At 46.3% G+C, this 12,805-nt stretch carries 11 protein-coding genes and 1 pseudogene; 11 read left to right on the forward strand and 1 reads right to left on the reverse strand.

Annotated features, from left to right (window positions below; genetic code table 11):
- Positions 1–335: pseudogene (locus tag DKW60_RS12185) on the forward strand (hypothetical protein); the annotation flags it as partial.
- On the opposite strand, the gene DKW60_RS12190 reads toward DKW60_RS12185, so the two are convergent.
- Positions 332–1,483, reverse strand: a complete 1,152-nt coding sequence (locus DKW60_RS12190) for a hypothetical protein (RefSeq protein WP_109837930.1) — start codon at positions 1,481–1,483, stop codon at positions 332–334. The pseudogene DKW60_RS12185 and the gene DKW60_RS12190 overlap by 4 nt on opposite strands.
- 166 nt (positions 1,484–1,649) lie before the next feature.
- Here DKW60_RS12190 and DKW60_RS12195 point away from each other — a divergent pair, with 166 nt between their 5' ends.
- The 10 genes from DKW60_RS12195 to DKW60_RS12240 all read left to right on the forward strand — a co-directional run bounded on the left by DKW60_RS12195 (position 1,650) and on the right by DKW60_RS12240 (position 12,760).
- Positions 1,650–2,795, forward strand: a complete 1,146-nt coding sequence (locus DKW60_RS12195; protein WP_109837931.1) for an AAA family ATPase — start codon at positions 1,650–1,652, stop codon at positions 2,793–2,795.
- Positions 2,792–3,319: a hypothetical protein gene (locus DKW60_RS12200; RefSeq protein ID WP_109837932.1), complete on the forward strand. Its 528-nt coding sequence runs from the start codon at positions 2,792–2,794 to the stop codon at positions 3,317–3,319. Before DKW60_RS12195 ends, DKW60_RS12200 begins: the two co-directional genes overlap by 4 nt.
- Before the next feature lie 153 nt (positions 3,320–3,472).
- Positions 3,473–5,074, forward strand: coding sequence for a cytochrome ubiquinol oxidase subunit I (locus DKW60_RS12205; RefSeq protein WP_109837933.1), 1,602 nt, complete (start codon positions 3,473–3,475; stop codon positions 5,072–5,074).
- Positions 5,075–5,086: 12 nt separating this feature from the next.
- A complete protein-coding gene (gene cydB, locus DKW60_RS12210) occupies positions 5,087–6,232 on the forward strand; it encodes a cytochrome d ubiquinol oxidase subunit II (protein ID WP_109837934.1) in 1,146 nt (381 codons plus the stop codon).
- A gap of 12 nt (positions 6,233–6,244) precedes the next feature.
- A complete protein-coding gene (cydX, locus tag DKW60_RS12215) occupies positions 6,245–6,346 on the forward strand; it encodes a cytochrome bd-I oxidase subunit CydX (protein WP_109837935.1) in 102 nt (33 codons plus the stop codon).
- A gap of 11 nt (positions 6,347–6,357) precedes the next feature.
- Positions 6,358–8,193, forward strand: a complete 1,836-nt coding sequence (gene cydD / locus DKW60_RS12220) for a thiol reductant ABC exporter subunit CydD (protein ID WP_109837936.1) — start codon at positions 6,358–6,360, stop codon at positions 8,191–8,193.
- Positions 8,190–9,875 carry a thiol reductant ABC exporter subunit CydC gene (gene cydC, locus DKW60_RS12225; protein WP_219988747.1) on the forward strand — a complete coding sequence of 562 codons (1,686 nt, stop codon included), beginning with the start codon at positions 8,190–8,192 and terminating at the stop codon, positions 9,873–9,875. The genes cydD and cydC overlap by 4 nt, the downstream gene beginning before the upstream one ends.
- Positions 9,876–9,941: 66 nt before the next feature.
- Positions 9,942–10,655: a Crp/Fnr family transcriptional regulator gene (locus tag DKW60_RS12230; protein ID WP_109837937.1), complete on the forward strand. Its 714-nt coding sequence runs from the start codon at positions 9,942–9,944 to the stop codon at positions 10,653–10,655.
- Between the two features lie 239 nt (positions 10,656–10,894).
- Entirely contained in the window at positions 10,895–11,437 is a 543-nt protein-coding gene (locus tag DKW60_RS12235; protein WP_109837938.1) for an RNA polymerase sigma factor, read from the forward strand.
- Between the two features lie 18 nt (positions 11,438–11,455).
- Positions 11,456–12,760, forward strand: coding sequence for a formylglycine-generating enzyme family protein (locus tag DKW60_RS12240; RefSeq protein WP_109837939.1), 1,305 nt, complete (start codon positions 11,456–11,458; stop codon positions 12,758–12,760).
- Positions 12,761–12,805: the final 45 nt, after the last annotated feature.

The raw sequence follows: 12,805 nt of genomic DNA on the forward strand, positions 1-12,805 counted from the left end.
TGAAAGGCCGTGGGTTCAACATGGAAGTTACCCGTCTGACGCATTACTTTCGAATTAAGAAGATGGTGGCTTTACTGGTGATTGGGTTTTGTTGGGCGCATAAAACAGGTGAATGGAAGCACAAAATGATTAAGCCGTTACGTGTTAAAAATCATGGCCGCCTTGAGAAAAACCTGTTCCGCTATGGCCTGGATCACCTGACCGATCAGTTGATGTCAGGTGCGTTGGATGCACTGGAGACTAGTCGCTTATTATTGTTGTTTCTGTGCCCACCTGACTGGTTGGAACCTACTAAATCAACGAATGGCCATGGTTTTTCAATCGTGGATTTCTAAATTGTCGTGTACAGAGGTAAAGATGTTAATGACTGTAAGGACTGAGTTACATTTCCTGAGTTTAATTCTACCCCCCGAGGATGTACCTTTTGTAATATATTTCTTATCTCAGCCTGTTTAAACCCTTTCTCTAGTTGCTCCATATCGCCAGTTAATATTGGAAAAAGTAACCATTTATGCATTTCTAGAGTCGTGTCTTGGAATCCTTCGGAAAACTGACTTAGAAACGAATTAAACCTTCCGCCCTGTTGATTTACAACAAGGCTTACAAGATCAGTACATTCAGTTATGGTACCAATCTGCTTAAGCTCTTCTTGTGTTTTGAGTATATGATATTTAACACAACACTGATGACAGGTTTCCTGAACTATAAAAACGCTTCCATAACATGACTCAAGTAACTCACGTTTAAATTCTTCACCAAACGAAACATTGAGTAGGGCTTCACCATCAGAAATTACTTTATTAAGTTCAGGCTCTTCCCATTTGTCTGCATTTATTGGTAAAAGCCTTCCCGTCAAATCACCGTTGTAAACACTCAAGCGATTTTCCTCCAGCCACACACCAATGATAATGAAACAGAGTTTTGAGTTTTCATGAAACGCCTTCAATGCAACCGAGAAATCCTTCTGAGTTTCAATTGGTAAATAATGAAAGTCTTCTAAAACAATGTATTTCTCAAAACCAAGCTTTTGCAAAGCAGAAATGATGTCATTTACATCAACAGGATCCAACTCAAGAGGAGCTGTTGTTGATCCTTCTTCTTGGATTCTCTCCGACTCAGCTCCCCCTTCAGCTTCCCCCGCCAAAAAGTTAGCCTTAACCTTCGCAAATATTTTCTGCTTGCCAGAAGTCGCTTTAGTTGTAGAAACAGTTAATTCGTACCCAGCCTGTTTCAATACAGCTTCATGGACATCGTCCAGCCCCCATTTATTGGAGCAATGCACAACCACATAGTCATCTTCATCTAAACAATGCTTTCTTAAAGAAGTTTTACCTTGCTTCGAACTCCCGTAAATAACTAAATGCTGACTTCGAGCTAAGTTATCAACAAGTACGGAATCTGCACTATCGCGCTCTACATAATTTAATGGAAGATTACGGTTAATACCGAACACTTCATCAACCGAATGTTCTTTTTCTATCAAAACTCATCTCCCAATAAACATAGTTCATTACAGACCAATTAGACTATCAATATAGAGCCAAGAAAGCACTGAAAACACACTAAAAAATATTACTCACCCTCAAATACCTTGACCATCAAGCCACCTCAACGTATTATTTTAAATTCCAAATACTGGAATTTATATTATGATTTTCCTCAACGTAGCCCTAAAAAACATCTACATGTTTCAGGACGCCAAACTGGATCTGTCCTACCCTAGAAAGCTACCCAGCTCGACTGTCGAAAATGAGTGGCTAGAGGATTTCCCAAAAATAAATTTCAAGAGAGTGCTGATTCTGTCGGGTGCAAACGCATCGGGTAAGACAGTATTTGGCAAAGTACTTTGCATTATAAATAACTACATTGCCGGTAGCAGCATCAACCAGAGCACCAGCTGGCTCGATATAAAGAAGGTAATGTTTGATAAGAAAAAGCCAACCTCTTTCAAGGTGGAATTTCTGACGCCCAAAACTGCTCAAGCTCATAAACTCGCCGTTATTTTCGATCAAGATGGACTAATCGAGGAGTCATATACTTGCATTGATCTGCAACGAAACGAGCCGCAGTCAGCGATGTATAAGCGACTAAGGGAATTCGAACCGACCTCTTACTACCATAAAACGAAGAACAACCACGATATAACCAACGCGGGATTCACGAGTGTTGCTGTCTCACAAGGCAAAATGAAAGTCCCTTCTATGTGGAACTATCGCCTGTGTGAAGTCGATAACACCAGCGGCAGCCAAGGAAGAATTACAGCGCACGACACCAACATCATCAAAACCTTTTTGTCGGCCTTTGATTCGTCTATCACAAAAGTTAAGTCGATTGCTGCAGAGTCATACAAGATCGAATTTTCAAATGGCGAACACGTATTAATTGATAAAGGCAAACTGCTTGATCCAGATCGGTTATCACGAGGCACGCATGAAGCGATTGATATTGCTATGTTTTATGAAGCAATGAAGAATGAAAGCTTTGGAGAGTCTGCGACTTTTTATCTGGATGAAATGTTAGCTTACTCACACACAGAAGCTGAGCAAAGTATTCTAAACTTGCTGATCGACACTTTGCCAAGGCATTCTCAGTTGTTCTATAGCACCCATAATTACGACATATTGGATATGAACTTGCCGGTACACAGCCATGTGTTTCTCAAGAAGGACAAATACTCAGAGTTTATCCAGCCAGAAAAAATGGGCTACAACCAAAATGATAGAAGTTTGCTTGGCTATGTGAAAAACGATGTATTTGGCACACTCCCAAGTATGGATGCGATCAATAACCTATGAGCAAAGTAGAAACGATTTATTTTGTTGAGGGTGAGTGCGAGAAGAACTTTATCAACTCTTTCAAAACGAATCGCGCCATTATCTCAGGTAAGGTGCGAATAACGAATCTGTGGGAAACAGCCAATATCAACCGGATTATTCGTTCACTCCCAAAACAAGGGGCGGTGATCTATGTGGCTTTTGACACGGACGTCACTTCAGAAGCCGAGCGTTTTTGTGCAAACATCAAGGCTCTATCAAAGCATTGCCGAAAAATAATTCTCCTACCTCAGCATGAACACTTCGAGGACGAGTTGGCATTCGCTTGCCAGCAGGCAACCAGAGACTTACCTAGCTACCTATACGGACTTTCTTCTCTCAGCGAGTGTAAAACCAAATTAGCGCAAGACAAAAATCTTGTGAGCAACCTTAACGCCAAAGGTTTCGTGCTAGCGCGAATGTGGAGCAGAACCGACATTATCGAGCAATTAATCCTTCCTAAAAATAACATTCAATGGGGTATTGAATACGTTTTGACAGATTGATCAGTAACTCTACTTGCCCACCATAACACTCTCTTCTTCCCTCTCCAATAATTCCCACCCTTGATAAATATCAAGGTACTCAACCCACTCCTCCTCTATAAATGCACCCTGAACATCTATTTGTCTGGTCAACAACCAAGGAGCGTTAGCCTCATGATTCCAGAAGAAGTCGTCGATATATCGCGGCTGCAGTTTGCCGCAGTCGCCTTATATCATTTTATATTCGTCCCCCTGACCTTAGGGATGACCTTCCTGCTCGCCATTATGGAGTCGGTCTACGTCATGACCGGTAAGCAGGTCTACAAGGACATGGTTAAGTTTTGGGGTAAATTATTCGGTATTAACTTCGCCTTAGGTGTTGCCACGGGTTTGACCATGGAGTTCCAGTTCGGTACCAACTGGTCGTACTACTCGCATTACGTGGGTGATATTTTTGGTGCGCCACTGGCGATTGAAGGTCTGATGGCTTTCTTCTTAGAGTCTACCTTTGTTGGTATTTTCTTCTTTGGCTGGGATCGTTTAAGTAAGGTTTCTCACCTCACAGTAACGTGGTTGATGGCGCTGGGAACGAACTTCTCTGCGCTATGGATTCTGATTGCGAATGGCTGGATGCAAAACCCGGTGGGTGCAGAATTCAATATCGACACCATGCGTATGGAAATGACCAGCTTTGCTGAGGTGTTATTTAACCCGGTTGCACAGGTTAAATTCATTCACACCGTATCAGCGGGTTACGTTGCAGGGTCTATGTTTGTACTGAGTATCAGTGCCTGGTACTTGCTAAAAGGTCGCGACATTGGTTTTGCCAAGCGTTCATTCGCGATTGCGGCGGGCTTTGGTCTGGCGTCTATCCTGTCAGTTATTTTGCTGGGTGATGAGAGTGGTTACGAAACCGGTGAATTGCAGAAAGCTAAGCTGGCTGCGATTGAAGGTGAGTGGCACACAGAGCCAGCGCCTGCGGCATTTACGGTGGTTGGTTTCCCCGATCAGGAAGACCGCGAAACGCACAATGCCATTAAGATTCCGTATGTGTTAGGCATCATCGCGACCCGTTCTTTGGATGAAGAAGTGAAAGGTTTGAATGACATTATCGCGGAAAACGAAGTTCGTATCCGTAACTCTATGCTGACTTATGCTTTGTTTGAAAAAGTCCGCAAGGGTGAAGCGACGGATGTTGAGATCCAAAGTTTTAATGAATCAAAATCAGAGCTGGGTTATGCCTTGTTGCTAAAGCAATTTGCACCGAATGTGGTTGATGCGACTGAGGAGCAAATCAAGGAAGCGGCGGCAGCGTCCATTCCACACGTTGCGCCGATTTTCTGGTCATTCCGGATTATGGTGGCGGTTGGTTTCACCATGCTGGCAATTTTCGCACTGGCGTTCTTCTACACCGGACGTCGTACCGTGTTTACCAAGCGTTGGTTCCTGTGGATTTGTTTCCTGAGCCTTCCACTGCCGTGGATCGCGATCGAGACCGGTTGGTTAGTCGCAGAATATGGTCGTCAGCCATGGGCTGTGGGTGAAATTCTCCCTGTTTCGTCAGCGGTTTCATCACTGACTTATAACGACGTTCTGTACAGCTTAATCGGTTTTGTTCTGTTCTATACCGTGCTGCTGATCATTGAAGTATATCTGATGCAGAAGTTTGCACGCCTTGGCCCAAGCAGCCTGCACACCGGACGCTATTATCATGAAAAGCCCGGCGGCTCGATGTATCACGCGCCTTCTACTAACCCAGAAGCCGAGCTGATGTAAGGAGAATTTGTTATGGAATTTATTGATTATCCAACACTGAAAGTGGTGTGGTGGTTATTGGTTGGAGTACTTTGGTTAGGCTTTGCCATGACTGAAGGCTTCGATATGGGCGTCGGTATGTTGCTGCCATTTGTGGGCAAGACCGATGAGGAACGCCGTGTCGCGATCAACGCGGTTGCGCCGCACTGGGATGGTAATCAGGTGTGGTTGATTCTGGCTGCGGGTGCTATTTTTGCCGCTTGGCCAATCCTTTATGCAACCACCTTCTCAGGCTTTTATTTAGCACTGATGTTGATGCTGTTCTCCTTGTTTTTCCGCCCGGTCGGTTTTGATTACCGCTCTAAGCTGGAAAACAAGCAATGGCGTAATACGTGGGACTGGGGATTATTTATCGCGGGTGTCGTGCCTCCGCTGATCCTTGGGGTGGCGTTTGGTAACCTGTTCCTGGGTGTGCCATTCCACTACGATGATTACCTGCGTTCATTCTACGACGGTAACTTCTTCGGCCTGCTACACCCATTTGCAGTATTGTCCGGCTTATTGGCAATTGCTATGTTCGTCATGCACGGCGGCGCGTATCTAATGATGCGCAGCAGCCACGATGTGTATGCCCGTACGCGTCAATACACGCAGTGGGCGGCTTTGGCCGTTGCAGCGATCTTCATTATTGAAGGTTTGTGGTTATGGCTGGCTATCGACGGCTATGTGATCACCAGTGTGGTTGATCAGGCAGCACCGGCGAATCCATTAGGCAAGACCGTGGAAATTGTGGAAGGCGCATGGTTTAACAACTATGAGACTTACCCACTCACCATGATCGCGCCGATTGTCGGTATCGCAGCGGCATTGGGGACTTACCTGATGGCACGTCTGAATAAACCAGGTGCGGCATTTGCGCTTACTACAACCAGCATGTTTGGCATTATTCTGACCGGTGCATTTGCCTTGTTCCCGTTTGTATTACCGTCAAGCACTCATCCCGGCCACAGCCTGACACTGTGGGATGCGGCATCCAGTGAGTTAACCTTGACCATTATGCTGTTCGCTACGCTGTTGTTTGTGCCCATTATTTTGATCTACACCGTGTGGTGCTACATCAAATTGTGGGGTACGTTCACTGTTGAAGACATCCGTGCTAATGAGCACTCACTTTACTAAAAGGAGATAACCATGTGGTATTTCGCTTGGATTCTCGGCGTATTACTGGCCTGTGCATTCGGCATCATTAACGTGATGTGGTTAGAGCTGAATGGCTTGGATGACGATGAGTAAGCAGATATACAATGTCTAAGATGACTGATTCAGCCATCCCGGCATTTTTAAAAGCCCAGAAACCGCTAGCAGGCAATTATTTGCGTCTGTCAGTTGGTCTGGGCTTACTCTCGGGTCTGTTGCTTATTGCACAGGCCTGGAGCTTTGCCAGTATTATTAATGCGGTGATTTTTGATGACGCCAAGTTGGGCGATGTCACGCTGTATCTCGCTGCATTACTGGCCATATTTTTACTTCGCGCTGCACTGAACTGGGCGTCGGAGCAAGCAGCGGTTACTGCTGCGATGCGGGTCAAACGCGACCTGCGCCAACGGCTGCATCAACGATTATTCGATGCTGGCCCCCTCTTATTGAATAATGAACGCAGCGGCGAGCTGGTCAACACCCTGGTTGACGGCGTCGATGCACTTGAAAATTACTACGCCCGTTATCTGCCGGTGATGTCACTGGTGGCGTTGGTTCCTTTATCCATTCTGGTGTTTATCTTTCCGATTGACTGGATCTCCGGATTAATCCTGTTGGTGACTGCGCCGTTGATTCCGTTCTTTATGATCATGATCGGCAAGGGCACGGAGCGACTGAACAAGAAACAATGGCGCAAACTGGCGCGAATGAGTGCGCATTTTCTGGATATGATTCAGGGATTGACCACACTGAAGTTGTTTAATGCGAGCCGTCGTGAAGCTGATGTGATTGCACGTATTTCGGATGATTATCGTCGCAGTACCATGTCGGTATTGCGGGTGGCGTTTTTGTCTTCGCTGCTGTTGGAATTTTTGTCTACGGTCAGTATTGCGATGGTGGCGGTGCTGGTGGGCTTTCGCTTGATGTATGGCGAGTTAGATTTCTTTTATGGCTTCTTTGCGTTGTTGTTAGCGCCGGAGTTTTACTTGCCGCTGCGTAATATGGGTACGCATTATCATGCGCGTTTGGAAGCGATTGGCGCAGCGGAGAAGATGGTGGAAATTCTTGAGCCGGGCACATTGCAGCTTGAGGATGGGGTTGATCCTTTGGTAAAGGTACAAGCCTCAGTGAGTGATGGTGGGCAGTCGGAGCTGTCTGCTGCGCAAAGTCCAACGCGATATACCCCGGAAGCTATCGTAACCGCTCGCAGTATTGGCATTGCCTTCGACCAAGTCAGTTTTGATTACGAGCCGGGCCGCACTGCTCTGAAAAATATCAGCCTCGATATAAAACCCAACGAACAAATCGCCATCGTTGGTTCAAGTGGTGCGGGAAAAAGCACGCTGATGAATTTGTTATTAGGTTTTATCACGCCGCAGACTGGTGAGATTCAAATCAATCAAACACCGCTTGAAACCCAACAGCTAGATTTCTGGCGCAAGCAAATCGCGTGGATGCCGCAGAAAGCGCATTTATTCCATGGATCGATTCGCGACAATATTTGTTTAGGTCAGGATGACGCCTCCCAACACGCAATGGAAGCAGCGGCTGAGGCTGCGCAAATTGCAGATTATATAGAGTCACTGCCAGATGCATACGACACCCATGTCGGAGAGCGCGGTGCTGGCTTGTCTGGCGGACAAATTCAACGCATTGCGCTGGCACGCGCCTTTTTAAAAGATGCGCCTGTGATGTTGTTGGATGAACCGACTGCACACCTTGATGATGAAAGTGAGCGAATGATTCGGCAGAGCCTGAAGCGATTGGTGGAGAATCGCACAGTGATTAGTATCGCGCATCGCCTGAATACCGTGGAGCAAGCGGATCGTATTGTGTTGCTAGATGCTGGTGAGATAGTGGCGATTGGTAAGCATGACGAGTTGCTTGCAACACAACCACTGTACAAAGAAATGGTCTCGCGCTTCCGGGAAGGTGCGATATGAATACGGTGATGAGCAATTGGCAAGTCATTAAACGTTTACTGGTACTGATGCGCCCTTGGTATGGCTGGATGCTTTTGGGGACCTTGTTATCGCTGATTACCATACTGGCCAATATCAGTTTGATGGCTTTATCTGGTTGGTTCATCGCAACGATGGCAATGGCCGGTATTTCCGGTGCTAGTGTTAACTATTTTACGCCCGCTGCGGGTATTCGTGCATTTGCGATTGCGCGGACCGCTAGCCGATACGGTGAGCGTTTGGTTACACATGAAGCGACTTTCCGATTACTGGCGACACTTCGAACGTGGTTTTACGAACACCTCGAACCGCTAGCACCGGCGATATTGCAGAACTATCGATCCGGTGACTTGCTTAGTCGCATCCGAGCGGATATCGATGCATTGGAAAACTTTTATCTGCGCATACTCGCACCGCTATTAGTGGCTGCGATTACCAGCTTAGTGATTCTGCTATTTTTACTGCAGTACAGTGTTCTATTAGCACTGATCGAACTGGTGTTTTTGATGATCGCAGGCATCATGGTTCCCTTGCTGATTAACAAGCTGGCGCACCACGCCTCCACCCGACAAGTTGAAACCACTTCAGAATTACGCTCTGCTGTTATCGACAGCACGCAAGGCATGAGCGAGTTATTGATTTATGGCGCAGCAGAAAAACAAGCAGAGCGTGTGAATGCTCTGAGTGATCAACTATTGGATGACCAAAAACATTTAGCAAAGTTAAACGGTGGTTCGGCTTCGGCACTCGGCTTATGTGCCAACCTCAGTATGTGGTTGATGTTGATTGTGACTATTCCAATGGTCACAACCGGCAAGCTTGCACCAGCTAATCTGCCGATGATTGCGCTCTTTGCACTGGCTAGTTTTGAAGCGATTCTGCCATTGCCGCTAGCGTTTCAAACATTACCCGGCACACTTGCGGCTGCGCGACGCTTATTCGACATAGTCGATACCAAACCTGCCATCATTGAGCCTGTCACACCGACGGCTATGCCAGAACAGTTTGATATTGAAATCGATAATGTCAGCCTACGCTACCCGAATAGTCATACCAATGCACTAAACGCCATAAGCCTCAATATTCCACAAGGCACTCACCTTGCTATTGTTGGGCCGAGTGGCTCTGGGAAAAGCACCTTGATCAACGCACTGCTGCGCTTTTGGCCTGTCGAGTCTGGGGAGATTAAACTGGGAGATATCAATATTGATCAGTTTAGTGGGGAAGAGTTGCGTTTGCAGTTTGCCGTTGCAACACAGCAAAGCACTCTGTTTAACAGCACCATTAAACGTAATTTATTACTGGCTAAACGTGACGCATCAGATGAAGAGCTTGAGCAGGTGTGTAAGCTGGCACAGATTCATGAGTTTATAGAAACCTTGCCAGAGGGTTATGAAACCTGGATTGGTGAAGCTGGACATAAACTGTCCGGCGGACAGATTCGTCGTCTGGGTGTTGCCCGCGCGCTGCTGAAACCGGCTTCTGTGCTTATTTTAGATGAGCCGGGTGAAGGTTTGGACAGTGTAACTGAGCAGAAAATGATTCAGGCCATCGTTGATAGTGCTAAGGGTCGCACCTTGATTTTGATTACTCACCATCTGGTTGGGCTAGAGAATATGGATCAGATTGTTCGGCTTGAGCAGGGGCATATTGTCAAACGCTAATATTCTGGACTATCCTACACGCCTTATTATGACAGTTGCGCAACAGCATCGGGAGCGTGGGATAACATGGCAAAACTACAAGGCAAAGGCGATTGCCAGAGCTGCCCTATCCGGCATAAAAGTATTTTTTCAGAAATTCCGGTAGAAAAACTTCCGGAGGTTATAGGTGACTTCCGCACATCTGTCATCACGTTAACGCATAATGAAACCATTTACACTGAAGGCGACCCGGCCAAGCACACATTCACTTTGCGCAAAGGTTTAATCAAACTCACCAAGTCACTGGCTGATGGGCGCACACAAATTGTACGAATCATTGGTCATGGTGAGCTATTTGGTTTTGATGGTTTAGCCGGTGAAGACTACAACCAGACCGCTCTTGCCCTGACTGATTGCGAAATCTGCAAGCTTCCGATGAAGGATCTCGAGCGAATTCGTGCCAATAACCCTTCAGTTGATAAGGCTATGATGCAGAGCTGGATTCAGAGCCTGCGTGCCTCTGAAAATATGTTGCTTGATCTCGGTGCTAAAAAAGCGCCTGAGCGCTTAGCCAGCTTTTTGCTGAAATGGTGCAAAGACAAAGAGCCGGGGCAATGGATTGACTTGCCCATGTCGCGCACTGAGATTGCTGAGTTATTGGGGCTGACAGTCGAAACGGTCAGTCGCTTTTTGTCGGACTGGAAGCGTAAGGGGTTTATTCAGGATACGCGTAGCACGATTCAATTGACAGACCCTGAAGGGTTGAAACAGGCGGTTTGTAGTTCGGCTCGCGGTTTGTGAGGTGCTTAACCAACTCATTTAAACCATAAAAAACTACTTTATGCTGCATTCCTACAACTTTAGTTGTAATTATTTCACTCCTTAAGAGTAAATTTTATACACAATAAGCGCATAAAAATCAATCATTTAATGTACAATGTTTCGTCCGATTTATAGACGATTTTGATTAACCAGGCGCTCAAAATATTCCCGTGAGTTACCCAATACCAAAACACAGCACACTTTCCGGCGTGCCTCTGATGCTTCGTAACCTAGTGAAGCAGGAAGGGGACTCTGGTTCAGAGCTCCTCAGCATGGTGGATCATTATGTCCAGCGTTGTTGCCGTGTATATTTCACACTTGATTATAGAGACCAGCAAGATATTGCTCAGGAAGCAGCGATCAAATTAATCCTGAACTACGAAGATATGAAATATACAATTACCAAGCGCTGGCTGTATGTCATGGTTAAAAACCTCTGCATTGATGCAGTCAGGAAGCAAGGTAGCAAAAACCAACTAACCTCCTCTGAATCACAACAAGACCCGGATGTTCCTTTGCCCGGCATGGAAGAGTTTACTTATTCCTCTAACTTTGATCATCATGAATGTCTGGATAATGTGTTTGCCTATATTTCTGCCCAACCGAACGGGCAGGAAGACTTAACCATTTACTCACACTTTGCCTACGGCCTTGGTCGTGCTGATATTGCACATATAACAGGCCGTACGGTCAATGCAGTCACCAAGCGTATTTCAATATTAAGAGCACGCCTGAAGACACTTCGTGATGAACTTTGCTAATACTTTACGGGTATTTTTATGAGTGAGAAAGATTCCAAACAAACCCTGATTCCCCGAGATGACGATGAGCAGTGGCAGAAAGTCCTCAGGGGTGAGGTTGAAGTGGATCAAGAGAATGAAACTCACCGTGAAGCCAAAGCGTTACGCGAGTATCTACTCAGTACGGAGGTTAGAAACGCCGTTGAGTCAGTCCCTCCTTCTCATGCATTAAATACCATCACTCCGGAAGAAGCCAGAGTAGAATACCGACGCGCTAGTGCTGAGATTCACAGAAGGGCTAATACCGGGTGGTATCGCTGGCTGAGTTACGGTCTGGTTTCCCTGTTTGGCTTAATGGCTGGCTTAATTGCTTTCTTTGCAGCGAACTACTTCTCTGATTCAAAAGACACTAACAATGAGCGAGTCGCTTTATCATCCAGTGACAATAGAATTGATACTCAGAGCTTTGGAGATAAATATCAAGTCTACAAAAACGGGAGAACACCGGGTATTTATCCGAATATGCTCCCAGTGCCCGGGGGGCAATTCATTATGGGCTGTAGTAATGGTTGGGATGATGTTGCGGGGGGCTGTCGTGAGAATGAGTACCCCGCACACACCGTTACCGTCAAGTCATTTGAACTCGCCCAACATGAAGTGACTGTCGGACAGTTTCGCTTGTTTGTAGAAGATAGCAACTATCAAACGATCGCTGATGACAGGGGATGTGTAATTGCAGACCCTGAGTCGCCTTCGCCACGCTGGATTATGGATAAAGCTTCTAACTGGCGCTCTCCGGGTTTTGAGCAAGAAGATTCACACCCTGTTGTCTGTCTGACTCGTTCGGATGCATTAGCCTATATCGCGTGGCTGAACAAAAAGACCAGTAAACAATACCGACTCCCGACTGAAGCAGAATGGGAATATGCTGCACGTGCCGGTACGGCCACGCCCTACTATTGGGGAAACCGGGCAGACCATAATCAAGCTAATTTAAAAGACATTGCCGGTGCTGATATTTGGCAGCATACCTCACCGGTTGGTAGCTTCCCTGCCAATCGCTTTAACCTTCAGGATATGCTGGGAAATGCCTGGGAGTGGGTGGCAGACTGCTGGCATGATAACTATATTTCAGCCCCTCTTGATGGTTCAGCCTGGAATACCAACTGTAATGGGAGTGATTTTATTACTCGACGCGGCGGTGCATGGGATGCTTCCACGTTAAATATACGCTCCTCTTATCGTAGTCATGCTGGCAGTACCGACCGAAGCCAAGGCTATGGATTTCGGGTTGCTCATGACATGGCGCCGACAAGCTCAGAGGTAAAAGCAACAAGCGAATGAACAGACATCGTTTATAATTTTATCTTTTTTTACACACCCCCGTAA

Source organism: Leucothrix pacifica (assembly GCF_003172875.1).
GTDB lineage: Bacteria > Pseudomonadota > Gammaproteobacteria > Thiotrichales > Thiotrichaceae > Leucothrix > Leucothrix pacifica.